Below are 25,112 nucleotides of genomic sequence, written 5' to 3' on the forward strand. Positions count from 1 at the left end.
ATGACAATGTATACTAACAAGCACAAGCCGGTAATACTAACGGCAACGGGCCTATTGATAGGTCTATTATTCAGTGCCTGTAATAATAACGGCGCTCACGCAGACGCCTATGGCAACTTCGAAGCAGTGGAGGTGATCGTAGGAGCGGAGGGCACGGGCAAGCTGAAGCAGTTTGCTGTAGAGGAAGGCAAGCAGCTGGCTGCCGGCGAAGAGGTAGGTCGGATTGATGCTACACAGCTGTCGCTGAAAAAGGAACAGTTGCGTGCTAACATACAGGCAGTACTCAGTAAACGTCCGGATGCGGAGCCACAGCTGCAGGTGATCCGGGAGCAGATTGTGACGCAGCGGCGGGAGCAGCAGCGTATCAGCAACCTGGTGAAGCTGAGTGCGGCGACGACCAAACAGCTGGATGATATCAACGCGCAGATCGTATTGCTGGAGAAACAGTATGCCTCTTTGCAGTCTCAGCTGCGTACACAGCTGATGGGATTGAGTGCGGAGACACATCCTTTGCAGGCGCAGATCGCCCAGCTGGATGATCAGCTGCAACAGTCGCGGGTGGTGAATCCGGTGAATGGTACGGTACTGACCCGGTATGCGGAGCAGGGGGAGATCGTGAGTTACGGGAAGGCGCTGTACAAGATTGCCGACTTGTCGTCGCTATTGCTGCGGGCCTACATAGGAGAAGAGCAGTTGGGCAGTGTGAAGATCGGGCAAACGGTGACGGTACGGACCGATCTGCCGGAAGGTAAATACAAGGAGTGGCCCGGTACGGTTACCTGGATATCTGCGGAAGCGGAGTTTACCCCGAAGGTGATACAGACGAAAGAGGAGCGTACCAACCTGGTATATGCGATGAAGGTAAAAGTAAAAAACGACGGCAGCCTGAAACTAGGTATGCCCGGCGAAGTGATACTGCAAAAAAAGTAGCTTATGGCATCACCGATCATAGTGCAAGGCATACATAAAACTTTCGGAGCGGTGAAGGCGCTGCATGATATTTCTTTCGAGGTGGGCAGCGGTGAACTGTTCGGATTGATAGGCCCTGACGGGGCTGGTAAATCTACGCTGTTCCGTATTCTCACCACCCTATTAATAGCCGATGAAGGAAAGGCCCAGGTAGCGGGATATGAGGTGGTGAAGGATTATAAGGCGATCCGGCGGCAGGTGGGGTATATGCCCGGTCGTTTCTCGTTGTACCAGGATCTGACGGTAGAAGAAAACCTGCAGTTCTTTGCCGCTATCTTCAACACCTCCATAGCGGAGAACTATGCGCTGGTACGTGACATTTATGAGCAGATCGCGCCCTTTAAGGACCGGCCTGCGGGGAAATTGTCCGGTGGTATGAAACAGAAGCTGGCTTTGTGTTGTGCGCTGATACATAAACCTGCGGTATTATTCCTGGATGAGCCTACGACAGGTGTAGACCCGGTATCGCGTAAAGAGTTCTGGGAAATGTTGCAGCGGCTGAAAGAGAAAGGTATCCCCATGCTGGTGTCTACTCCCTATATGGATGAGGCGGTGCTGTGTGACCGGATTGCCTTGATGCAGAAAGGCGTATTGCTGGGTATTGATACCCCGGAAAATATTATCCGGCAGTTTGACAAACCGATCTGGGCGGTGCGTGCGGACAATATGTATCAGCTGATACAGGATATCCGGCAGTTTGACCAGACGGCCAGCTGTTATGCTTTCGGGGAGTACCTGCATGTGACTTTGCAGGGCGGTGAGCAGGACCTGCCTCCTTTACGGCAGTACCTGCATGGGCGGCATCATGAAGGCCTGGTGCTCTCGGCGATCAGTGCCGGTATAGAAGATTGTTTTATATCACTCATGGAGGCGACTGTAGGATAAGGCAGTGGCGACAACAACAGGTGTATGAAGGTAATAGAGACAAAAGCGCTCACCCGTAAGTTCGGCGATTTTATTGCGACGAATGCTATCACGTTCGAGGTGGAGCAGGGGGAGATATTCGGGTTCCTGGGAGCTAATGGCGCCGGCAAAACGACCGCGATGCGTATGTTGTGCGGTCTGCTGCGTCCTTCTTCCGGGGAGGCGAAGGTAGCGGGATATGATGTGTATACGCAGACGGAGCGGATCAAACGGAACATTGGCTACATGAGTCAGAAGTTCTCGCTGTACGAGGACCTGACGGTGAAGGAGAACATCCGTTTCTATGGTGGTATTTACGGGCTCCGTAATACCGCCATCCGGGAAAAGACGGCTTCTTTGCTGGGCAAGCTGCAGCTGGAAAAAGAGGCTGATCAGCTGGTGAGTGCGTTGCCATTGGGCTGGAAGCAGAAGTTATCATTTTCCATCGCGATACTGCATGATCCATCCATTGTATTCCTGGATGAGCCTACGGGAGGGGTAGATCCTATTACCCGGCGGCAGTTCTGGGACCTGATCTATGAGGCGGCGCATCAGGGCGTGACGGTATTTGTAACGACCCATTATATGGATGAAGCGGAATATTGCGACCGGGTCTCTATCATGGTAGACGGCCGCATACAGGCGCTGGACACCCCGCGGCGGCTGAAAGAACATTACCAGGCAGACAGTATGAATGAGGTGTTCCTGCAACTGGCGAGGGGAAAATAGGCAGTGCCGATCTATACTTTTAAACAAGCGTCATGTATCAGTTTTTTGTATTTGCCCGTAAGGAGTGCTATCATATTTTCCGCGACCGGCGTACGCTGCTCATTCTTTTCGGGATGCCGGTAGTGCAGATCATTCTGTTTGGTTTTGCGATCACCAACGAGATCAAACACGCCAAGATCGCGGTGCTGGACCAGGCGAACGATCATTACAGTCAGCAGCTGACGGCGCGGCTCCAGGCTTCCGGTTACTTTGACGTGGTGCAGCGACTACGTGGGCAGCAGGCGATCACACCTGCGTTCCGGGAGGGAGACATCAAAATGACGGTCGTGATACCACCTGGTTTTACACAGGATTTTTTCCATAAGAAGGAGGCCCAGGTGCAGTTGCTGGCAGACGCGAGCGATCCTAATACCGCGACTACGCTGGTCAACTATGCGACGGTGATCATCACTGGGTATCAGCAGGAGCTGAGTGGACAGCAAGCATTGCCGCTCACGATCCATACGTTGGTACGGATGGCGTACAATCCTTCGCTGAAGAGCGTATTTCTGTTCGTACCCGGTGTGATGACACTGATCCTGTTGCTGGTATCGGCTATGATGACCAGTATCACCATTGCCAGAGAGAAGGAGTTAGGTACCATGGAGATATTACTGGTATCGCCCTTGCCGCCGGCATTGATCATCGTGGGGAAGGTGGTGCCCTACATCCTGTTGTCTTTTATCAATGCGCTGGTGATATTGGGATTGGGGGTGACGATGTTTGGCATGCCGGTGAAAGGCAGCCTGGTATTGTTGCTGTTGGAATGTGTATTGTTTGTACTTACTTCTTTGTCGCTGGGTATCCTGATATCTACGGTTACGGCTACCCAGCAGGCAGCTATGATGGCATCTATGATGGGGCTGCTGATGCCTACGGTGATGCTTTCCGGCTTTGTATTTCCCATAGAGAGCATGCCGAAGCCTTTACAGATCATTTCAAATGTGATGCCGGCCCGTTGGTTTATTTCCATACTGAAGGATATTATGCTGAAAGGATCGGGGCTGAAGGACATCTGGGTACAGACGGTGATCCTGTTTGGGATGACGTTGTTCTTTATCGGGCTGAGTATCCGCAAATTTAAAATCCGGTTGAGCTAATGCGTACTATACGATTCATTTTACAGAAGGAGTTCCTGCAGATATTCCGTAACAAGGCGATGTTACGTATCATATTGATCGTACCTATTGTGCAGTTGCTGGTGTTATCGAATGCGGCAAACTATGAGGTCCGCAATATGGCGCTGGACGTGGTGGACCATGACCAGTCGTCCTGGTCCCGGCAGCTGGTACAAAAGCTGCTGGCATCCGGTTATTTCCATCTGCACCGGCAGACGTTCGACGCGGGGGAGGCTTATGCTGATCTGCGGCAGGACAAGGCGGATGTGGTCTTCAATATTGCGGCGGGGTTCGAGCGTAAGCTGGTGCGGGAGGATGAAGTGAGTATACAGTTGCTGGTGAATGCGATCAACGGCAGCAAGGCCGGACTGGCGAACGGCTATGCCAGCAGTATCATTAATGATTTTAACCGCAGGATACGGCTGGAATGGCTGGCGCTGGACAAGCGGCAGGGGCCTCCCGTGATGGCCGTTGCAGCCTCCAACTGGTTCAATGTACGGCTAGATTACAAGGCCTTTATGGTACCTGGCATATTGGTGGTGCTGGTGACGATGATCGGGGCTTTTTTGTCCGGGATGAATATTGTAAAGGAAAAGGAGATTGGTACGATAGAGCAGTTAAATGTGACACCTATACGCAAGCATCACTTTATACTCGGTAAGCTGCTGCCTTTCTGGATCATTGCGCTTTTTGAGCTGGCGGTGGGGCTGATCATCGGTAAGCTGGTCTTTCACCTGCATATTGCCGGGAGTATGCTGTTGATATTTGCTTTTGCAGCGATCTATATGTGGGTGATGCTGGGGATGGGGCTGTTTATCTCTACGATCACGGACACGCAGCAGCAGGCGATGTTCATTGCCTGGTTCTTTATCATCATTTTTATGCTGATGAGCGGGCTGTTTACGCCTATAGAGAGTATGCCTGCCTGGGCACAGGCGATCACCAAGGCGAACCCTATTGCTTATTTCGTAAAGGTGATACGGATGGTGATGTTGAAGGGGAGTGGCTGGCGGGATATCCAGTACTACTGTTATATCATGGTGTTGCTGGCGGTGGTGATGAACGGAATTGCCATTCTGAATTATCGTAAGACAAGCGGATAAATGCTGTAGGAGCCAGGAGGCAGTTACTGCCTCTTAGTTACTAACAGTGTAACAGTTGTAGGTAAAAGTAGGCCGGGGTATTCTTGCCCCGGCCCTTTTTATGCGTTGCGGGGATCAGTTGTTGCGTTGTGCCAGTTTGCCGGCCAGTTTCCCCAATGTCTTAAGGGCGTCATCTACCTGTTTACTCCAGGGATGTCCATAGGATACCCGCAGGCAGTTGTTATAGCGGTCCTGCAAGGAGAACAGTCTGCCTGGTGCGAAGGCGATCTTATGTTTGAGTGCCATTTCCAGCAGCTCATAGGTATTGACATGTTGTGGTAGTGCGAGCCAGAGTACGAAGCCACCCTGTGGGCGGTTGACGCGGGTATCTTCCGGGAAGTATTCGCCGATCGCCTGTACATAGCGCAGGTATTGTGTGTGCAGGGCGGTGCGTAGCTGGCGGAGGTGGTGTTCGTAGCGGCCATTCTCCAGGAAGTGACCGATGGCAGCATGAGGCAGGGAAGAGCAGGAGATGGCATGTACGATCTTCTGCCGCATTACTTTGTCTTTATACCGGCCGGGGATGGTCCAGCCTACGCGATAGCCCGGTGCCAGTGATTTGGAGAAGGAGTTGCAGAGCAGTACATAGCCCTGTTTGTCGAATGTCTTACACAAGGCAGGGCGTTGTTTGCCGAAATACATATCACCATATATATCGTCTTCTATCAGTGGTATTTCATGTTTTTCGAGTATGCGTACCAGTTCTTGTTTGTTACGATCCGGCATGCAGGCGCCCAGTGGATTATTGAAATTGGTGACGAAGAGGCAAGCTTTGATTTTGTGGCGGGGGATGGCGGTATCCAGATATTGGAGGTCGACGCCGGTAACGGGATGGGTGGGTACTTCGAGTACTTTGAGGCCCAGGCTTTCTGCCAGCTGGAGGGTGCCGTAATAGGCAGGGCTTTCCAGGGCGATGGTATCGCCGGGGCGGGTAGTAGCGCCCAGGCATAAGGTGAGGGCGTCGGAGCAGCCGTTGGTGGTGACTATATCGTCTTCCGTGACGGTACCACCCCAGAGCATGGAGATGCGGGCGATCTGCCGGCGGAGGAGGAGGTTGCCCTGTACCGGATCATAACCGACGCCGTTTGCCGGCATGCTGCGCATGGCCTGGATAACAGCCTTGCTGATCTTGGCCGACGGCAGCATAGCGACGGGAGGTACTGCCATGGCTAAGTTGAGTACGTCGGGGGCAGTGATCTGCTGGATCACCTTATTCATCATTTCATCGACGGTAACCTCTGTGGCTTTTTTGACCGGTTCGCAGGCGATGGGTATCGGTGGCGGCAGGCGGCGTGTGCAGAATTTGACATAGTAGCCGGACTTGGGCCTCGATTCTATCAGCCCTTTGCCTTCGAGGTGATAGTATGCCTGGAAGGCGGTGCTGAGGCTGACGCCCTGTTCTTTGCTAACGGTGCGTACGGAAGGGAGCTTGTCCCCGAATTTCAGCACCTCTTTATCTATCATTTGTGCGATCTGGTCAGCTATCTGCAGATATAAATGATCGGCGGTCTTTAGCATGCGGTCTGTTTGAACTGATATGGTCAAAATTACGAAAGTAGGAACTGTTTTTTATCAAAAAAATCCGCAGCTGCAGGGAGGTGGGGAATGCAAAAGGGTAAAGCGAGCGCTTTACCCTTTTGCATTATACCTAGATGAAGTAGTGGGCAATATGGTGTTATCTGGTGGTATAGCCCCCGTTTGCGAAGATGGTTTGTCCGGTGATCCACCAACCATCTGTCACTAAAAATTCCACCAGGGGGGCGATGTCCCTGATATTGGTAAGGCCTCCCAGTGCTGCTGCAGACTTGTGGTAGGCGACGGCATCGTCGGTTTCCTGGCCATAGAAGAATGGGGTATCCATGGGGCCGGGGGCTACGGCGGTCACGGAGATATGGCGGCCGCCAAACTCTTTGGAAGCTGCCCTGGTAAAATGTTCTACCGGTGCTTTTAAGCCTCCGTAAGTGGAATACAGACCGGTATAGGCTGCGAGCAGCGAGGTGACGATGGTGCAGATCCTGCCATGGTCGTTGAGCTTTTTGCCTGCTTCCTGGATGAAGAAGTAGGCTACTTTGGCGTTGATATCGCTCATGCTGTCGTATTCTGCTTCGGTAGTGTCCAGGAAAGGTTTCTTCAGCACTTTGCCTACGGTATTAATGGCGATGTCGATGCCTCCGAATGTTGCTATGCCTGCATCAAAGAGGGCACTTATATTTTTCACGTCCGTGAGGTCGCTTTGTACGAGGACAGCATCGGCGCCGGCCTGTTGTACAGCGGCCAATGTTTTTTCTGCGTCGGATTGCGTGCTTTTGCTATTGTAGTGGATGACTAATTTAGCACCTTTAGCAGCGAAGTTGCGGCTGAGTAAGCCACCGAGATTTTTCGCGCCCCCGGCTATGAGTATTACTTTTCCTTTTACATCGTTACTTGTCATAATGGTGTTCGTTTTAATTATGACAAAGGTCTGTTAGGCAGGCAGGGTGATTATGGTGAACTTTTCGGAAATTTTACCCCACGGTTTTGTTGCGGATCGCAGCTCTGAATTGACCAGGAGTGGTGCCGGTCCACTTTTTAAAGAACTTGGAGAAATTAGAAGGGTCGTAGGTAAGTGTGAGTGCGATGTGGGCAATGGAGAGTTGGGGGTCGGTCAGCAAGGCTTTTGCTTTGTCAATGATCTTTGCATCATAAAAATAGCAGGGATGGTGTCCTTTTTCTTTTTGAACGGTATCGGTCAGGTGTTTGTGGGAAACGGCGAGTTCGCGGGCTATTTGATTCAATTCCATAAATTCCGGTGTATGGCCGTTCAGCACAGCTTCGATATGTTGATCCAAGAAATCAAGATACTGTTGGGTGATCTCTGTACTTCTTTTTTTCAAGGTGTGTTCACTGTTTGACATCGGTACAAAACTTAGGATGACACCTAAAGGTCGGTTTTTATATATAAACGCTGCGGTGAACTTTTCGGGAGTTAGATAATTATGGCGATTATAGGCTGCTGTTTACGGCTTTTACTAATTTTTTTATAAAAAGGACATTTTTTAGCGAGGGCAGCATTATGTTGCTGTAAATGCCGGATGGCAGGTGAATACGGCAGGGGCGTGGGTTTATACATCATGGGTGTGGAAAAAAGCATGGAGGTGGGAGGGCTTGCCTGCTCTATGATTTCAGCTAAGGGTGGATTTTTTGCGGCAAGAATATCGGAATTAAAAAAATGATTTCCTTATCTTCAGCGAGTTATAACATTGTTTTAATCCAAAAAACCCAAAACCATGAACTCTCAAAATGAAAAAGGCATGTTTGCCAAACTTTCCGATCTGACTACATTCTCAGAAAATGAACTGCTGAGAGGTTGCTGTACTCAGGGCTGTTGCGGTGTAAGCCAAAACGAGATCCTGGGTTAAGCCCATTATGAAAAGAGGTGACTCCGTAACCGGGGTCGCCTCTTTTTCTGCTTATGGAATCATAAGACCATTATCTGACATTACTGAACGAATATACCTGTAATTCCATGTCCAACACTATCTGGTGGCCATTTGAGCTGGCCCCTGAACTAGACGCTTCCTTTCGTACTTATAAAGAGGAGATGGCACATCGGCATGTGTCGCTGAACAAGCAACGGATTGGTCAGCTGGCCGGTCAGCTGGCGGATATCATGGCATCACACGTACCTGATATCATTGAGCGGGATGGCCTGCCTTATTTGTGTCATATCATCAACGGATGGGGGAATGCTACCTACCGGCAACGGGAGATGATCAGTGAGATGCTTCCCTTTGTGCATTATGACGGAGGAGGGAATCCTTTCATTCTTCAATGCGAGCCGGAAGGGGACTTCCATCCCTGGCAGGCATTCGCGTATGCGGTGATGGCAGGCGTAGATGCGGATGCGCCTATCGGGCAATCGGATATTACGTTACGGCAGTTGGGTCGTCATACCCGGCAATTAAATATTGGAAAAGAGCAAGGGCATGAGTTGGGGCATTTATTATATGCATTGTCCCAGCTGGAGCCTTCGAAAGATATACCCCCTTTCCTTATCGGTGGAGAACCGCATGATCTGAAAGCGGTGATGGATATGGCTATAGATGCGCATTATTACGGATCATTCGATGTATGTCGTAAGGTGCATCTGACGGAAGGTATCTGTGCGATCAGTCACCGGGTGGAAGGTTTTGCGGAGTATCGCCCGGTAGCGGAGCAGTTTCTGCATGGGCAACTGGACATCCTGTTCCTGTTGTGTATGACGCTGGAGGAGTCGCAGGCGTCGTTAAAGAACGGTATTTTGCTGGAAGATAATCCCCGGCTGAAAGAGTTGCGGGATGTACTGAAGATATCCAACTTCCTGGAGAACCATGCTTTCTATGTAGGACACCTGGTGGAGCTGGCGACGCTGGCAGCGCAATGTGGTTTTACGCCCGGAGTGGCGCATGTGAATGCGATGTTCCATGCGGTGAACCTGTTGAACGAGATCATACCTGACTACCTGCCCTATATTTATTTCGAGGATTGTTTTCTGCATTTCGGTCATTATCGCAGGGGGATAACCCTGTTGCAGGAGCTGGATGTGACCTTGCCAGCCGGTACGCCGGCAACGCTGGACCTGGCGGCATATACTGTTAACCTGGACGAACGTACGCCGTGGCGTACAGCGCCGGCCAAGATCACGGAGCTGAGTGAAGTACACCGCAATGTATTCCGGTTGGCGAAGCCGGTACAGCAGGAGCGGGACCGTTTCCTGACGGTATTACATCACTATGCGAAAGTGGCGGACAGAGAGCTGGAGGCAAGAGGCGGATTCAAACATTTCCGTCGCATAGGCCCGCCTAGCTGGCCGCGTTCTTTTCATTACGAATTCCTGGACTATGGCGATAAAATCGGTATAGAAGTGCATATAGAAAGTGATGCGGTGCAGCCGATGAATGATGTGGTGCAGGCTGTTACGCCCAAGGTACAGTCATTGTTCCCGGACAGGACGGTACAATGGGATGACAACTGGTATAAGAACCGGGGACGATTGCAGATACTTTTTGAAGAAGAATACCCGGAGGAAGCGTTATCTGGTGCGATGCAGTCTTTGATTGCCGCTACCTATGCCGACTTCCATCCGGTAGCCAGCAATATTCGTATTATTTCCTAAAAGCAGTGATGATGAGAGATGTGGGGTTACTGGCCTTCCAGGAAAGTATGTGGCCCAGTCTGGAACGGACGCGGGCTTTTTACCAGGAGACGATCGCTGCCCGTTTTCAGACCCGCGATCTAGGGGATGTGCAGGCAGGGATCAAAGGCCCCTTGCCTGATGCGATTGTCAATTTTATGGGAGCAGCAGGATGGACGTTACCTGAATTACCCGGTTGTCCATTGATATTTGGCATGCATGGAGGAGCGATCCTGGACCAGGCGTTCCTGCGACAACATCTGGGACGCTTGCGTACTACGGACGTGCTGTTGGTGAACTGCCAGTCGGATAGCGACATACTGCAAGGTATGTTTGAAGGCGAGGGACCTGTATGCAGCCAGCTGCCATTGCCGGTAGACGGGCAGTATTTCCGTCCGCTGGATAATGCGGAAGTCCGTGCTCAACTGCCACTGGCGGACGTGGATTATGTAGTGGGATATGTATGCCGCCTGTTGCCGCAGAAGAACCTACACCGTTACCTGCTGATGCTGCGTGCCTTGAAAGCGGCATTACCCGGCAAACGTATCAAGGGGATCATCATCGGCAAATACTGGGTGGACTATCCAGTGCTTAACTATGTTACAGAAACCTATCCCGGTTATATACAACAACAGATACAGCAATACGGATTACAACAGGACCTGTTGTATTTCCCCGGCAATCTGAGCAATGAAGAGCTGGGGCTTTGTTACAATGCGATGGATGTGCTGATACATCCGACTAATTCTATCGATGAGAATTTCGGTTATGCTCCCGTAGAGGCGATGGCCTGTGGTACACCGGTCATTGGTGCTGCTTACGGAGGGGTGAAAGATACGGTGATCAGGGGGGAGACCGGTTACCTGATGCCTACCTGGATGACGCCTGCAGGTATCCGTATGGATAGCTGGGGAGGTTATCAGGCTGCGTTGCGTTTATTGCAGGATGAGGCGTTGCGCCGGCAGATGTCGGCGGCGGCCTTGAAGCGGGCGGAATATTTCAGCCGGGAGAACTGCAGCCGGATATTGGCAGATACGATCGAAGCGGCCATTATCCGATACCAGCAATCACCCGGCAGGCCGGTACAGCTGCGTCCCGAAGCGCCGGTGCCGGCGAAGACGGCTTACCTGCCTGCCATCGAGCAGTCCTGGGAGCATTATATAGCGCCGGTACAGCATTATGTAAGTATAGCCGTGCCGAAGGTCACACTGGAAGACCAGGTATACCTGGCCGCACCTTTACATGGCGAAGGCGCTGCTACTGTAGTACTGGATGATCCTGCGTGGCCTGCCCGTTACGAGCTTAACACACAGGAGCGAGCTGTCGTCACCTATTGCGATGGCACCGTAAGCGTAAAGGAACTCCTGGCACAAAGCGGGGCTGACCTGCCCTGTATACAACACCTGGTGGATATAGGACTACTATGTTACACCGCTATGAATAACTAAAACCAGATCAATCGTTATGCAGTCCGTGTTATTCTCAATTATCATCCCCTGGAGCAACCGGCCCAGCCTGTTGCAGACCTTACAAGACAACAGGGCTGCATTCCTTTCCTATCCCACAGAGATCATCATCGTAAATGGCGGCGGCGACGAGGCGATGTTGACAGACATTGTCCGGCAGGCAGACCTGGATATACAGGTCCTTTCTCTCTCCGCGATGAAGGTCTTCAACAAGTGTTACTGTCTGAATGTAGGCGCACACCATGCAAAAGGGCAGTACCTGTTCTTTTTGGATGCGGATATCATCTTTACCGAAGCATTGTTGACAGAGGTGCTTACCTATCTGCCGGCAGATCATTTTGTGACGGTAGAGAAAGTGAAAGAGTCAGCTGCCAAACCTGGTGGTCCATCCAGCTACCTGTCGGAGCTGGCCTATTATATCGAGATCGCCGATATTACTCAGCGGCGTGTGAAGATAGAGACCAGCCGTATATTCATCAATGAAAAGAGCCGCAGCGCTCCCGGACTGATATTTATGAAGCGGGCAGATTTCGAAACGGTGAACGGGATGAATGCTGCACTGGAAGGATGGGGATGGGAAGACAACGACCTGCTGGCCAGATTACAGCTCGTACTGGCATTGCAATGGAAACGTTGTGGCAGCGCGATACACCTGACGCATGGCGACGATGTACGTGTACTGCCGGCAGGCAGCCGGCAAGTCAGCGAGCAAAGGAACTTCGGTATCTGCCTGGATAACTACAGCCAGGGCAACTACCTGGGTACCTACAAGCAGGACATTGAAAGTTACCTGGGAACACCGGTAGCTCCCTGAACGAAGGTGAGCCGCTGACCGATAGCTGAAAAACAAACCATTGACCCGGAAAAGCAGCATGCTATATGATACCCCCTCGTGCAAATGACATTACAGTACGTACGCAAGTAGACTTATCCAATTCTACGGGAAAACCCCTGTACCTGATCCTGATTGCGACCAAACCTTGTTATATTAAACTGGCCAGTCTGATACTGGCCTTGGAAGAGAAGCAGGTGCCTTACCTGGCTATAGACACCGGTCAGCATTTCGAAAAAGACCTGGTGAATGCCCGTGAAGAGCTGCGGTATGAGCAGCTGGTATCCATATATCTACATGTGAGGGGCGGTATGATGGAGCGGACCGGCGACCTGGCGGAAAAAGTCAACTGGCTGGGTACGTTACTGCGTAATATGGGACTGCGTATGCCTGCCATCCCGGTAGTATCCGGAGATACGTATACGGCGGGTATGTTCCCATTACTCTGGTATCTGAAGACGAGCATCCGGAGCATACATGTGGAGGCGGGATTAAGATCCTATTCGCCTTTCCACCACTTGGATGCGGGGGCTGCTTACCGGGATTATATTGACTTGCAGCGGCATAGTTGCGAGTGGAGATCTGTACGGGATGATCCTTTCCCTGAAGGCATCGATACCAGGCTTGCGACCCTGTGTTCACAACTGTACCTGGCGCCGGTAGCTTTTAACGAGCAGCGGTTGCTGGAGGAAGGAGTACCTGGCAGTGACATTAAGATTGTAGGATCGCTGAGTGCAGATGCGGTGGCCCTGATCCGCCGGGAGCATATACAGCAGTCTATATTTGAGATCTATCCTTTTCTATCCGAAGGGAAATGGTTGCGGGTAGACCTGCACCGGCGGGAGAACATGGACGGCCGTACGTTGCTGGTCTTGTTCGAAGCCATGCAGCAGTTGGGAGACAGCGGTCTGCAGATCGTACTGGTACTCTCCAATGCATTGAGCAAAGCGATACAGGTATACGGACTGCAACCGCAGCTGGATGCATTACAACGTAAAGGTAATATACGGATAACGCCGCTATGGCCACTGTATCACCATGTGATGGAGTTCCTCGCCTCAGCGCATTGTCTTGGTGTATATACTGACAGTGGTGGATTGCAGGAGGAGACCCAGATCATGGACATCCCCTGTATCACCTGCCGGTTCAGTACAGACCGGCCGGAGACGATCCTGCAGGTGCATAATAACCTGCTGGTGCCGCCTGTCAGTGCTACTTTTATCTATGAGTCACTCGTGCATATCTTTTCCAACCAGGATACTTTATTCAGTAATCACGAAAAACAACTATACCAGGTAGCGGTAGGTGACCGTATTGCCGGTATATTGCAGACATATGTGCCGATAGCCAGCCGTGTGGGGCAGGATATATTTGAAGCGGTAAGTGTATAATGGCTATCACAATTAAAAAATGAGATGATATGTTGCTGAACTATCTGTTAACGGCGAAGCGGAATTTATTACGTCATAAGCGAATATTTTTTCTGAACCTGTTCGGGCTATCGATCGGTATTGCTACCTGCATACTGATCTTTTTGCTGGTCAGGCATGAGCTCAGTTATGATAGTCAGCATCACCAGGGGAGTCGTATCTACCGGGTGGTACAGCAGCAGCAATTTGCCGGTGCGGCACAACAGGTGGCTACTACCAGCGGGATGTTAGGGCCTGCGATGGAGCAGGAATTTCCGGAGGTGGAAGAAAGCGTACGGTTGTTGCTGCGAAGGAATATATTGGTAGGTAACGGCATGGATCATTATCCACGGGAGACGATCGCGATGGCTGACTCTACTTTTTTCAAGGTATTTGATGTGGATTTTATCGCCGGTAACCCTGCTACTGCCATTACCCGTCCGCAAAGTATGGTGCTGACGGAGTCTGCCGCCAGGCGTTATTTCGGAAAAAAGGAAGCATTAGGACAATACATAACGATCGCTAACCGTAAAGACTATATGGTCACCGGCATTATCAGGGACTTGCCCGAAAATGCGCATTTTCATTTTGACGGGCTTACTTCGCTGGAGGTGAGCGGCTGGATGAAGAACTGGTATATCAGCGGGCTGTGGACCTATGTGCTGATCAAAGCAAATAGTGATGCAGCGAAACTGGATGATAAATTACCACTGATCATCAGTAAGTACCGGGACCCCAAAGATGTATCACAGGTACAACTACACTTACAGCCTTTGCAGGACATCCACCTGCATTCCAATATGGCCCAGGAGATCGAGGCTAATGGTGATATTTCCATTGTATGGATCTTCTCTTTTACGGCATTGGTGATCTTGTCGCTGGCCGGTGTCAACTATGTGACGTTGGTGACGGCGCAGCATCATGCAAGATTGAAAGAGATTGGTATCCGTAAGGCCATTGGTGCACATCGCGGGCAGTTGATCTCCCAGTTCATGACGGAATCTTATGTAGTGGTGTTCCTCTCTTTTATAATGGCGTTGCTCTTATCCTGGCTGTGTTTGCCATTGTTCAACCGGGTTACGCAGCAGGCTTTTCACTGGACGATGTTGTTCCTGCCAGGCAACCTGTTGAGTTACCTGTTGGGCATATTGATCTTTGGCGCATTGGCGGGAGGTTATCCTGCTTTGTACCTGTCCCGTTTTACGCCTACGGCGGCGTTGCGTGCCAAGGTGGCAACAAGGGGGCGTTCAGGTTTTACTTTCCGCATGGGAGCGGTGATCTTCCAGTTCACCGTGTCGATCATCCTGATCATTTCCTCCCTGGTAGCATCGCAACAACTGTCTTATATCAGCGATAAATCGCTGGGTTATAATAAAGCGCATTTGCTGAATGTGGTGATCCGTGATCCGAAATGGTTCGGTAATACAGACCCGATCAAACAGGCATTCCTGAAGCAGCCGGGCGTAGTAAAGGTGGCGGCTACGCTCAACCCCCTGGGAGATGAGCTGGATGCCTCGGATGTAAAGCTACCGGCTACCTCAAAGGAAGAGACGCGGTTGCTGGCGGTGTCTATGGTAGACTATGATTACCTGCAGACGCTGGAGCTGCCGATAGTGGCCGGCCGTGGTTTCTCTGCGGATTATGCTACTGACACCACGCATGCTTTCATCATCAATGAGACGGCTGCCCGAAAGTTTGGCTGGAAGAAGGCAGAAGAAGCGATCGGCAAAGAGCTGGAGTACCTGGGAGGCGACCGGGTGAAGGAGCCGGTGATAGGCGTTGTGAAGGACTTCCATATGGCGTCGCTGCACCAGGAGATACAACCTTTGTTGCTGTTGTGCTGGCCGAGCCGGTTGTCATCATTGGTTGTACGTATCAAGGGCGGTGACAGGGAGCAGACGCTGGCAGGATTACGTAGTGCCTGGCAACAGTTTGGTTCTCCTTACCCATTAGAAATAAGTTTTGTTTCAGATTCACTGGATGCATTGTATCAGCAGGACAAGCAGGCGAGGAGTGTGATCAACCTGTTTATGGCGATGGCGATCGTGATAGCGGGCTTGGGATTGTTTGGGCTGTCAGCGCTGACGGCGCAGCAACGTACTAAAGAAATGGCCATACGCCGTACGCTGGGTGCTTCAGCTACGCATGTGGTATTACTGTTGTATAAAAGTTTTGTTCCCCTGGTACTGGTTGCCAACGTGATTGCCTGGCCGGTGGCCTGGTGGTTGACCCGGCGTTGGCTGGAAGATTTCTCCTACCGTACCTCCCTTAATTACCTCAATTTTCTCTATTCCGGAGTAGCTGCTTTGATCGTCGCTGTCGTAACGGTGAGTTATCATGCGTTGCGAACTGCCCGCCAACAGCCGGTGACCAGCCTGCGAAAGGAATAGTGCTATCAACGCGAAACATATGATTATCTGTGGTATTAAACTGACACATGACGGTGCCGTTGCACTGATAGATAATGGCCGGCTGGTATTTTGTTATGAGCTGGAGAAGCTGAATAACAGGAAGCGGCATGCCCTATTGGACAACTTTAACCTGGTAACAGCCATCCTCGAAAAGAACGGTTATACGGCGGAGATGGTAGACCGATATGTGATCGATGGCTGGGATGATTATGGGGAGTTTGAAGCGGAAGAGCCCTTGCCATATGGTTGGATCGTGTATGCAGGGGATCAGCCGGTGAAGTTTATACTTTCCAGGTATGGTCACCAGGTGACAGCTACGGAGGATGTGCTGGCGCCTACTGTCTTCACACAGGAGACGTTATCGCTTACTTATCACTCTTATCTGCATGTGGCAGGGCATATCGCCAGCACCTATTGTACCAGCCCATTTGCTGCTGCGCGGCAGGATGCCTATTGCCTGGTATGGGATGGCGGTATGTATCCGCAGCTGTTCTTTTATAATGCCGGTGCGGACCGTATGACTAACCTGGGAGCGGTAGCTGCGCTGAACGGTAATGTATATTCCTTGTTTGCACAGCAGTTCTCTCCATTTAAGGAGCAGGCCAGGAATGCTTACGATCTCTCCATTGCCGGTAAAGTGATGGCGTATGTGGGATTGGGTAGTGTGCATTGGGACCTGCTGGAAGGGTTCCGGCAGTTGTTCCGGGCCGAGAAGCGTGCCTGGAGCAGTGTGGAGCTGGTACAGGCCCTGATGGCGGTAATGGCAGATTTTCCGGAGATGGAGGGCGCCGATGCGATCGCTACGTTTGACCGTTTCCTGGAGCTGGAGCTGTTAGAAGGATTGCGTGTGTTGGTAACACAACAGGGGCAGGCGGCAGCGCCGCTTTGTTATGCCGGCGGTTGTGCCCTGAATATAAAATGGAACAGTGCGATCCGGTCTTCGGGGTTATTTACAGGTGTGTGGATCCCACCGTTCCCCAATGATGCTGGTAATGCGATCGGGGTAGCCTGTTGTGAGATGATGCATGCTACTTCACACCGTGTACTGCAGTGGGACGTATATAGCGGTCCTGGTGTGCGGGATGTACCGGTAGAGGCCAGTGGCTGGTCGCAACGTGCGTGTAGTATAGCCGACCTGGCGACGCTCTTGTATGAGAGTGGCGAGCCGGTGGTGATGCTGAACGGACGTGCGGAATTGGGACCCAGATCGTTGGGTAATCGCAGTATACTGGCAGATGCCCGGAGCATGGCGATGAAACAACTACTGAATGATATCAAACAGCGGGAAGATTACCGGCCGGTGGCGCCGGTATGCCTGGAAGAACGGGCACCGGAGCTGTTTATTCCAGGCAGCCCTGACCCGTTGATGTTGTACGATCACCAGGTGAGGGAGGAGTGGCTGGACCGGATACCGGCGGTATGTCATGTGGATGGGAGTGCCCGTTTACAAACCATCAACCGGGCGGAGAATGCCGTGTTGTATGAATTACTGACTGCTTATGAGCAGTTGTCGGGAGTGCCGTTGTTGTGTAATACCAGTGCCAACTATAAGGGCGCCGGATTTTTCCCTGATGTGGATAGTGTGATCAAGTGGGGAAAGGTAAATTATGTATGGAGCCGCAACACGCTTTATTTCAGGGTGGCGGCTGTATCGGCATTACCATCGGAGGAGGTGCACCAGTCGTTGTTGCCATCATAGTCAGGTAGTAGTATCGGTATAACCGATAGCAGCCGTCGCTTGCCAGGTAGGTGTTATCCTGTTGGGCGACGGCTTGTTGTTTGGTGTAAAAAGAGAGGGGAATCCGGGGCTGTAAATAAATTTGTGCAACCCGATAATTGCATTAGTTTTGTGCAACTAAAAAGTTGCTTATTATGGATGAGCTATTTAAAGGTATTGCTGATCCTGTCAGGAGGGAGATGCTGGAATTGTTGCGGAGGCAGCCATTGAATGTAAACCAGATCAATGAGCATTTTGAAGGTATCAGCCGGCAGGCGGTCTCAAAGCACCTGGGGGTATTGGAGGCGTGTGGGTTAGTAAAGATCTACCAGGCTGGGCGGGAGCGCTATGGTTATCTGAACAGGGGGGCGTTTTTCCAGCTGAGGGATTGGTTGCAGGAGTATCTGCAGCTGGATCGTCAATCAGTCAAAAATGACCATGGGGTGTTCCTGGAGCGTAAGATATATCAACCAGGCATGGAGTTGACTTACCCGGTGATGTTGCAGGCGATGTTGAGTAAGGACCGGTCTTTCGATACGATCTTTTACAATGCGGTGAAGACGACGGGAATATTCTGCAAGCCCTCTTGTGGGGCGAATCCCAAGCCTGACAATGTGATTTTTTATTCCACAAGGGAGGATGCGATCAAAAACGGGTATAGGGCCTGTAAGCGTTGTAAGCCCTGAGGGGTTGCTGCTGACACACTACTAAAAAAAAGAACGATGAAGATACAGTTGCCGGTGACGGATCATTCGAATTTTTCATATACTGCCTGTTTGGGATTCCTGGGACGATCGGACCGGGAGTGTCTGCACCAGGTAGTGGATGGGCGGATATACAAGATGATGGTGTATGAAGGGCAACCTGTGTTGTTGTGTATTACGGAGGACAGGGAACAGCAGTCGCTGGTGGCGGAGGTATTGTATACCGGTGAGGGGGCCGTATCTGCAGAGGCTGTGCGTGGTTATGTGACGCAATGGTTGCACCTGGATGCTGATCTGCGGTCATTTTATGCCTTTGCGGCTGTTGATCCGGTGTTAGGGCCGTTGGTGGCACGTTATAAGGGATTGCGGCTGATAGGGATACCGGATCTGTTTGAGGCGCTGACGTGGACGATCACGGGGCAGCAGATCAGTTTGCCATTTGCCTATACATTGCGTAAGCGCTTTGTGACGGCTTTTGGTTATGCGTTGGAACATGGGGGAGCGACACACTACGTGTATCCTGTACCGGAAGTGGTTACAGCGGTACCTGCGGAGTGGATGACGGATATGCAATATTCCCGTGGGAAGGCGGCTTATATCCATGTGATTGCTGCGGCGATGGCTAGCGGACAGCTGGATGGGCAGCGGTTGAAGGAGATGGGGTATAGCGATGCGTTGCAGTATCTGCGATCTTTTAAAGGGATCGGTAACTGGTCGGCGAATTATGTGTTGATGAAGTATGCGCGGTTTCCGGAGGCATTGCCTTTGGAGGATGCGGGTTTGCACAATGCGTTGCGGAGGCAGCTGGCTTTGCCGGCGAAGCCAACGCTGAAGGAGGTATCTGCCTTAACGGCTCATTGGGGAGAACATGCGGCGTATGCGACGTTCTATTTATGGTATTCGTTCCTGGAGCCAGGCAAGTTGCCGTTGGGCTATCCGGATGCTGAATGATAACAAGGACAGCCGGCAACTCGTGTGCCGGCTGTCGGGCCCGCGCTGCTGCAGCGAGGGATTATTTAGGATAGATCTTTGCTATAAACTGTTTGTCCAGTGTGGACAGTTGAGTATTGTTGCCAACGGAAAAGCCATTGGTCGTGAAAGCCGCAGGCACCGGATAGTGCATGATGGAAGCCGGATCGTACTGGGAGTACTGTGTACCGGAGGTGCCATACTTAAAGAATACGTTGTAATCTACTTGTGATCTGCTCCAGTAGTTAGGAGGTCCGGCGTAGTAGTTATATACTGCCTCTTTGTTCCACGGGATGTTAGCTACCGGGCTGGATTGTTCGTGTATGAGACCGATAGCATGACCGAATTCGTGTACGGTAGTACGACGGAATTCTGTATCGGAGGTGTTTGCGTTAAACCAGCCGAAGTTCATGGTAGGAGCGGAGGCGCTGATACCAACGGCATCTTTGCCGATGTATGACCAGGAGCCACCATCGCCGTTGAACTGGAAGCCTATTCTGATCTCAGCTGGTTGATTGGCCGCTACAAAGCTGAAGCGGATGTTCGCGTAGCTCTCCCATTGACGTGCGAACTGGATGACCTTATTCTGCACGAAGGAAGTGCCATTGAGGAATTTAACGGTGATGGTCTTACCATTGGGCCAGAACTTAGCGGTGAGGCCAGCGGCTTCAGTTTGAGGACCACCAGGTTGTTGCAGGTCTTTGTCGACGCATACATGTGGGACATCTTTTTCTTGAGAGGTATCGTCCGCAACGAGTGCGTCATTGGATTTCTGACAGCTGGCCAAGGCCGCGAGTGCCAGACCGAACAGCAGTACTTTGGATTTCATGGAAATTGATTTTGGTTTAGATAAAAATGATAAGGAGCATAAGCTATCCTTTTCGCATACAGGTTGTGCAAGCGATGTACCGCAGCGGGAGCAGCAGGCGGGCGGTAGTATATGATAAAAGGGTATCAGTCCGTCATTGACTGAACAGATAGACAGTGGTCATTGTTCATGGCATGTGTTTAGATTTCTTTTTTCAGTTTTTCAATGTTAGGTGCTGATGGCTCTTCGACTTGTTCTGATGTTGAAATGGTGCGCGCGCGGATAGTAATAATGATGTTAACGGAAAATATGATTTGCTCTGACATGAAGATATAACAATATCTGAAGTTTACAAAATATACCGGAATTATGTACTAATCATTATGTATTGTGTATAAAATACGTACTCTATGGAAACAGCTACTATATATATGTCTACACCGGTGGGGGTGTTGAAGATCCGTGGTACTGCTGCTTATATCGATGCCTTACATTTTATGGATGAGGCGGATGGATTGGACTGCGAAGAGGCGCCACCGTTATTGCTACAATGTAGGCAGCAGTTGCAGGAATATTTCGATGGGGAGCGACAGGTATTTGATCTGCCGGTGGTGCAACCAGGTAGTGAATTTCAGCAGCGGGTATGGCAGGAGCTGTTACATATTCCATATGGGGTTACGATCTCTTATTTACAGCAGGCCAAGCGGTTGGGAGATCCTAAAAGCATACGGGCGGTGGGTACTACGAATGGTAAGAACCAGCTGGCTATTGTGGTGCCTTGTCACCGGGTGATCGGTAGTGATGGGGCGCTTACCGGTTATGCCGGTGGTGTATGGCGTAAGCGCTGGTTGCTGGATCATGAGCGGCGGGTACGTTATGGAGATCTTCGTTTGTTCTGACGGGTTTTTGTTGTGCTGTTACTGTCTTGTGCTGTTATGCTGTTATGGTGCATTGTGGGGTTAGTTCTGCTGTTGTCCATTATTGTGTTAAGCTGTTACACTCCTATACTATCTTACCACTATGGTGTTACACTGTTATGCGCCCCCTATCTGATCTGGTCGATATTTGCGAAACTGCATCTGTTTTTAATTCCGGAAAAGTATCAATTTTGGGTCTTCATTGAGGCATTCCAAAACCTATATAAGTATGAACGACCGCATTCATCAGGATTTACAGGAGACATCCCAGCTATTGGCAGCTGCCAAAGACTTCAGCGAACAATTTTTAGCTACTATTGAAGCGATACCTGTGGGCCGAGGTATGCAGGGGTTTGAGCGGTTGTCATTGCCTGAGCAGGCTCATGGGGCGTCGTATGCGATGCACCGGTTTGAGACCCTGTATGCTCCTTATGTGAATAGCAGTGCGGGGCCCCGTTACTGGGGCTTTGTGACGGGAGGTACTACACCAGCTGCTTTGATGGGGGATTGGCTGACGGCGGCGATGGATCTTAATGCAGCGGATAGGACGGCGGTATCTTTTCATATGGAGGAAGAGGCGTTGCATATGTTGCGACAGTTGTTTGGTTTGCCGGAGGGGTACCTGGGATGTTTTGTGTCTGGCGCTACGATGTCGAACTTCAGCGGGTTGGCGACGGGCAGGCAGTGGTTGGGGATGCAGCGTGGCATTAATATAGGGGAGGAGGGATTGCATGCGTTGGGGGTGATCAAGGTGGTGTCGGCGACGCCGCATTCCAGCGTGGTGAAGTCGATGTCAATGATGGGATTGGGGCGTAATGCGCTGGTGCGCATCCCTACTTTGCCTGGCAGGGAAGCGATTGATGTATTGCAGCTGGAGCAATACCTGGCCGCTCATCCGGAAGAGCCGGTGATCGTATCTGCCAGTGCGGGTACGGTGAATACGGTAGACTTTGACGACATAGCTGCCATTGTGAAACTGAAGGAGCGATATGTTTTCTGGTTGCATGTGGACGCTGCTTTTGGCGGGTTTGCGGCACTCAGCGATACGCATCGTCATTTGGTGGCGGGATGGGAGCAGGCGGACAGTATTACTATTGACGCGCATAAATGGTTGAATGTACCATATGATTCGGCGATGCTATTTACGCGGCATCCGGAGATGCAGCTGGAGGTATTCAAAAATGCCGGGGCAGCTTACCTGGGTGATCCTGCAAAACAATTTAACTATACGAATTATGGGCCTGAGAATTCGCGGCGTTTCCGGGCTTTGCCGGCCTGGTTCTCTTTACAGGCCTATGGCAGGGAAGGTTATCGTGAGCTGGTGACGCGCAACATCCGTCATGCGCAGCTGCTGGGGCAGCATGTTGCATCGGATGATCGATTCCGGTTGCTGGCACCGGTGCATATGTGTGTGGTCTGCTTTACGCTCCATGTGGCGGAAGAGGAGCTGGGAGCGGCAGTGGCGGCCTACTTACAAGCGTTACAGGACGGTGGTGTGGTATATATGACGGCCACCTATTATGCCGGTGTACCGGCTATAAGGGCCGCGTTGGTAAACTGGCGGACTACGGATGAAGATGTGGCGATCGTGTGGGAGGAGATGCAGCAGCAGGTGGAGATGCTGCCGGCGCGTGTGTAAAGGGCGTAGAGGCGTTAACGGTGAATTGACAATAATTATCACATACATGTTTGTATTAAGGGAACTGACCACACTGGAAGAGATGAAGGCCAATTACTGGCTGTTACAATTATTAAATGCGCCATTGCAGGAAGCCGATTATGAGACGATGCTGGCTGACATGATCCCTAAGGGGTATGGGCAGGTAGCGGTGTATGAAGGGGAGCGTTGTGTAGGGATATCGGGATTCTGGATAGGGACGAAAATATACTGTGGCAAGTATATCGAGATGGATAATGTGGTAGTAGATCCTACGTATCGTTCCGGTGGGATCGGGAAGTTGTTATGCCGCTGGATAGAAGAGAAAGCGGTGGCTACGAACTGTAAGACCGTGATGTTGGATGCGTATGTGCAGAACCGGGATGCGCATCGTTTTTATTTCCGGGAGGGATTTATCATTCTGGGATTCCATATGCAGAAGGTGTTGTAAATACGGCATACAGGAGGTGTTAAAGTAGTGTGCAGACGGTGTTGTGAACGTGGTGTTATTTATCAGAACAGTATCATGAAGCAGTCTAAACATACGCAGGCATATATTGCGCTGGCGTTGGTGAGTATATTCTGGGGTACGACGTACCTGGCTACCAAGATAGGGGTAAGGCATATGCACGGGATGATGCTGGCGGGTATCCGGCAATCGGTGGCAGGGATTATTTTGACCAGTTTTTTCCTGTTGAGAGGTTATAAGTTGCCCGAGCGCGGTATGTTGTCGCGGTTGTTTATTATTGGGGTGATGATGTTATGTGGCAGTAATGGCTTGCTGACATGGGCGATGCATTATATTCCCAGTGGCTTGGGGGCGATCATTGCGGCGACGGTACCTATCTGGATGACTATCTTCAGTTATTTCCTGTTGAGCAGGAACCGGTTCTCGTTGTTGTTGATTGTGGGGATGATGATTGGTTTGCTGGGAGTGGGCGGTATCTTTTACGATTACCTGGGGAGTCTGCTGAACCCGGATTTCCGGTTTGGTATCCTGCTGGCGTTCATTGGGTGTTTGTGTTGGGCATTCGGATCTGTGTTGACGGCTAAATGGGCATTGGACATTAACTTTTTGTACGGTGCGGGATTCCAGATGGTATTCAGCGGGATCGTGATGATCAGTATTGCTACGGCGATGGGATATCAGCCGCATGTGGCGGACTTTACGATAGAGTTGTGGGGGAGCCTGATATACCTGATTTTTATCGGTTCTATACTCAGTTACTCCTCTTATGTGTTTGCATTGAATACGTTGCCGCCATCGCTGGCATCGGTGTATGCTTATATCAATCCTATTGTGGCGGTGTTATTGGGCTGGTTGATATTAAAGGAGCGCTTGAACTGGGTGACAGGTATTTCCTGTCTGGTCACCTTGTTGGGAGTGTACTTGGTGAACTATGCATTTAACAAACATAAAAAGGCGATATGAATGAAATGACGGAAAGGGTAGCGAATGAGTTGTCGAGGATTATACAACAGGTAGTTGCTTATTTGCAGCCGTTGCCGGGTGTGGCGGCTGCGGTGCGGCCGGGGCCTGGTAAGTGGAGTAAGCAGGAGATAGTGGGTCACCTGGTTGATTCGGCTTTAAACAACTTGCCCCGGTTTGTGCGGGCGCAGGCGGTCACGTCTTTTTATGCGCCGGTATACGACCAGGATAGCTGGGTACGGTTGCAAGGGTATCAGCAGGCGGAGTGGCCGGCATTGCTGGGGTTATGGGCGGGGTTGAACGGGCAGATCGCGCATATGGTACGGTTGATACCTGCGGCTGCCCTGGCGCATGTTTGTCATATCGGCGACCGGGAGCCGGTGACGCTGGGATCGCTGCTGGAAGATTATGTGGCACATCTGCGGCATCATATGCGACAGTTGGGGATCGAGGATCAAGTTTTTTAGATAGAAGTATAAAGCAAGTTGCCCAACCGGTTTTTACCGGTAAGGGCATCTGGCTGGGGGGCTGACCGGTAGGTTGGCCCTTTTTGTTGTATAAGCTATTGATAACCAGTTCATTGAAATGCTAAAACATATTAGCATATTGATAATCAGCTGGTTGCATACTTGTTGCATATAGGTTGTATAAGCGTTGTATAGTCATTCTATATGCAACTATATGCTTTGCTTATACAATGACTATACGAATGCTATAGGAATGATACAGGAATGTTATAGA

Annotated in this window: 22 protein-coding genes; 18 read left to right on the forward strand and 4 right to left on the reverse strand. The window is 50.9% G+C overall.

Annotation, left to right across the window (positions count from 1 at the left end):
* Nucleotides 1-6 precede the first annotated feature (6 nt).
* The 5 genes from KTO58_RS05285 to KTO58_RS05305 are packed head-to-tail and all read left to right on the forward strand — an operon-like array spanning nt 7 to nt 4,861.
* The gene (locus tag KTO58_RS05285) at nt 7-930 is read left to right on the forward strand and encodes an HlyD family secretion protein (protein WP_095840390.1); all 924 of its coding nucleotides are present in this window, start codon (nt 7-9) and stop codon (nt 928-930) included.
* Between the two features lie 3 nt (nt 931-933).
* Nucleotides 934-1,854, forward strand: coding sequence for an ABC transporter ATP-binding protein (locus KTO58_RS05290; protein WP_095840389.1), 921 nt, complete (start codon nt 934-936; stop codon nt 1,852-1,854).
* A 24-nt stretch (nt 1,855-1,878) separates the two neighbouring features.
* On the forward strand, nt 1,879-2,601 hold the full coding sequence (locus KTO58_RS05295; protein WP_095840388.1) for an ABC transporter ATP-binding protein: 723 nt from the start codon (nt 1,879-1,881) through the stop codon (nt 2,599-2,601).
* A 32-nt stretch (nt 2,602-2,633) separates the two neighbouring features.
* On the forward strand, nt 2,634-3,740 hold the full coding sequence (locus KTO58_RS05300) for an ABC transporter permease (protein WP_095840387.1): 1,107 nt from the start codon (nt 2,634-2,636) through the stop codon (nt 3,738-3,740).
* Nucleotides 3,740-4,861, forward strand: a complete 1,122-nt coding sequence (locus tag KTO58_RS05305; protein WP_095840386.1) for an ABC transporter permease — start codon at nt 3,740-3,742, stop codon at nt 4,859-4,861. Before KTO58_RS05300 ends, KTO58_RS05305 begins: the two co-directional genes overlap by 1 nt.
* A gap of 114 nt (nt 4,862-4,975) precedes the next feature.
* Here the strand turns inward: KTO58_RS05305 and KTO58_RS05310 are convergent, their stop codons facing one another.
* From KTO58_RS05310 to KTO58_RS05320, 3 genes are all read right to left on the reverse strand, one after another.
* Nucleotides 4,976-6,418 carry an aminotransferase-like domain-containing protein gene (locus KTO58_RS05310; protein WP_095840385.1) on the reverse strand — a complete coding sequence of 481 codons (1,443 nt, stop codon included), beginning with the start codon at nt 6,416-6,418 and terminating at the stop codon, nt 4,976-4,978.
* A 157-nt stretch (nt 6,419-6,575) separates the two neighbouring features.
* A complete protein-coding gene (locus KTO58_RS05315) occupies nt 6,576-7,331 on the reverse strand; it encodes an SDR family oxidoreductase (RefSeq protein ID WP_095840384.1) in 756 nt (251 codons plus the stop codon).
* Between the two features lie 73 nt (nt 7,332-7,404).
* On the reverse strand, nt 7,405-7,773 hold the full coding sequence (locus KTO58_RS05320) for a helix-turn-helix domain-containing protein (protein ID WP_198315015.1): 369 nt from the start codon (nt 7,771-7,773) through the stop codon (nt 7,405-7,407).
* 632 nt (nt 7,774-8,405) lie between these two features.
* Here KTO58_RS05320 and KTO58_RS05325 point away from each other — a divergent pair.
* From KTO58_RS05325 to KTO58_RS05360, 8 genes are all read left to right on the forward strand, one after another.
* Nucleotides 8,406-10,034, forward strand: coding sequence for a hypothetical protein (locus KTO58_RS05325; protein WP_095840382.1), 1,629 nt, complete (start codon nt 8,406-8,408; stop codon nt 10,032-10,034).
* An 8-nt stretch (nt 10,035-10,042) separates the two neighbouring features.
* The gene (locus tag KTO58_RS05330; RefSeq protein ID WP_095840381.1) at nt 10,043-11,500 is read left to right on the forward strand and encodes a glycosyltransferase family 4 protein; all 1,458 of its coding nucleotides are present in this window, start codon (nt 10,043-10,045) and stop codon (nt 11,498-11,500) included.
* A gap of 16 nt (nt 11,501-11,516) precedes the next feature.
* On the forward strand, nt 11,517-12,332 hold the full coding sequence (locus KTO58_RS05335; RefSeq protein ID WP_095840380.1) for a galactosyltransferase-related protein: 816 nt from the start codon (nt 11,517-11,519) through the stop codon (nt 12,330-12,332).
* A 65-nt stretch (nt 12,333-12,397) separates the two neighbouring features.
* Nucleotides 12,398-13,741, forward strand: coding sequence for a UDP-N-acetylglucosamine 2-epimerase (locus KTO58_RS05340; RefSeq protein ID WP_095840379.1), 1,344 nt, complete (start codon nt 12,398-12,400; stop codon nt 13,739-13,741).
* Nucleotides 13,742-13,770: 29 nt separating this feature from the next.
* Nucleotides 13,771-16,149 carry an ABC transporter permease gene (locus KTO58_RS05345; RefSeq protein WP_095840378.1) on the forward strand — a complete coding sequence of 793 codons (2,379 nt, stop codon included), beginning with the start codon at nt 13,771-13,773 and terminating at the stop codon, nt 16,147-16,149.
* Nucleotides 16,150-16,168: 19 nt separating this feature from the next.
* Nucleotides 16,169-17,869, forward strand: a complete 1,701-nt coding sequence (locus KTO58_RS05350; protein ID WP_095840377.1) for a carbamoyltransferase N-terminal domain-containing protein — start codon at nt 16,169-16,171, stop codon at nt 17,867-17,869.
* A 173-nt stretch (nt 17,870-18,042) separates the two neighbouring features.
* Nucleotides 18,043-18,573, forward strand: a complete 531-nt coding sequence (locus KTO58_RS05355; RefSeq protein WP_095840376.1) for an ArsR/SmtB family transcription factor — start codon at nt 18,043-18,045, stop codon at nt 18,571-18,573.
* Between the two features lie 36 nt (nt 18,574-18,609).
* On the forward strand, nt 18,610-19,542 hold the full coding sequence (locus KTO58_RS05360; protein ID WP_095840375.1) for a DNA-3-methyladenine glycosylase 2: 933 nt from the start codon (nt 18,610-18,612) through the stop codon (nt 19,540-19,542).
* Between the two features lie 61 nt (nt 19,543-19,603).
* Here the strand turns inward: KTO58_RS05360 and KTO58_RS05365 are convergent, their stop codons facing one another.
* Nucleotides 19,604-20,389 carry a M12 family metallopeptidase gene (locus tag KTO58_RS05365; protein ID WP_095840374.1) on the reverse strand — a complete coding sequence of 262 codons (786 nt, stop codon included), beginning with the start codon at nt 20,387-20,389 and terminating at the stop codon, nt 19,604-19,606.
* Between the two features lie 389 nt (nt 20,390-20,778).
* Between KTO58_RS05365 and KTO58_RS05370 the strand changes: the two genes are divergently transcribed.
* From KTO58_RS05370 to KTO58_RS05390, 5 genes are all read left to right on the forward strand, one after another.
* Nucleotides 20,779-21,267: a methylated-DNA--[protein]-cysteine S-methyltransferase gene (locus KTO58_RS05370; protein WP_095840373.1), complete on the forward strand. Its 489-nt coding sequence runs from the start codon at nt 20,779-20,781 to the stop codon at nt 21,265-21,267.
* A 247-nt stretch (nt 21,268-21,514) separates the two neighbouring features.
* Nucleotides 21,515-22,924 (forward strand): pyridoxal phosphate-dependent decarboxylase family protein, encoded by a 1,410-nt coding sequence (locus tag KTO58_RS05375; protein ID WP_225860070.1) that lies wholly within the window; start codon nt 21,515-21,517, stop codon nt 22,922-22,924.
* A 46-nt stretch (nt 22,925-22,970) separates the two neighbouring features.
* Complete coding sequence (locus KTO58_RS05380) at nt 22,971-23,393, forward strand: GNAT family N-acetyltransferase (protein WP_225860071.1); 423 nt, start codon at nt 22,971-22,973, stop codon at nt 23,391-23,393.
* 75 nt (nt 23,394-23,468) lie between these two features.
* Nucleotides 23,469-24,374: an EamA family transporter gene (locus KTO58_RS05385; protein WP_095840371.1), complete on the forward strand. Its 906-nt coding sequence runs from the start codon at nt 23,469-23,471 to the stop codon at nt 24,372-24,374.
* Nucleotides 24,371-24,838 carry a DinB family protein gene (locus tag KTO58_RS05390; protein ID WP_095840370.1) on the forward strand — a complete coding sequence of 156 codons (468 nt, stop codon included), beginning with the start codon at nt 24,371-24,373 and terminating at the stop codon, nt 24,836-24,838. Before KTO58_RS05385 ends, KTO58_RS05390 begins: the two co-directional genes overlap by 4 nt.
* Nucleotides 24,839-25,112: the final 274 nt, after the last annotated feature.

The sequence above is a fragment of the Chitinophaga pendula genome, assembly GCF_020386615.1.
Taxonomy (GTDB): Bacteria; Bacteroidota; Bacteroidia; order Chitinophagales; family Chitinophagaceae; genus Chitinophaga; species Chitinophaga pendula.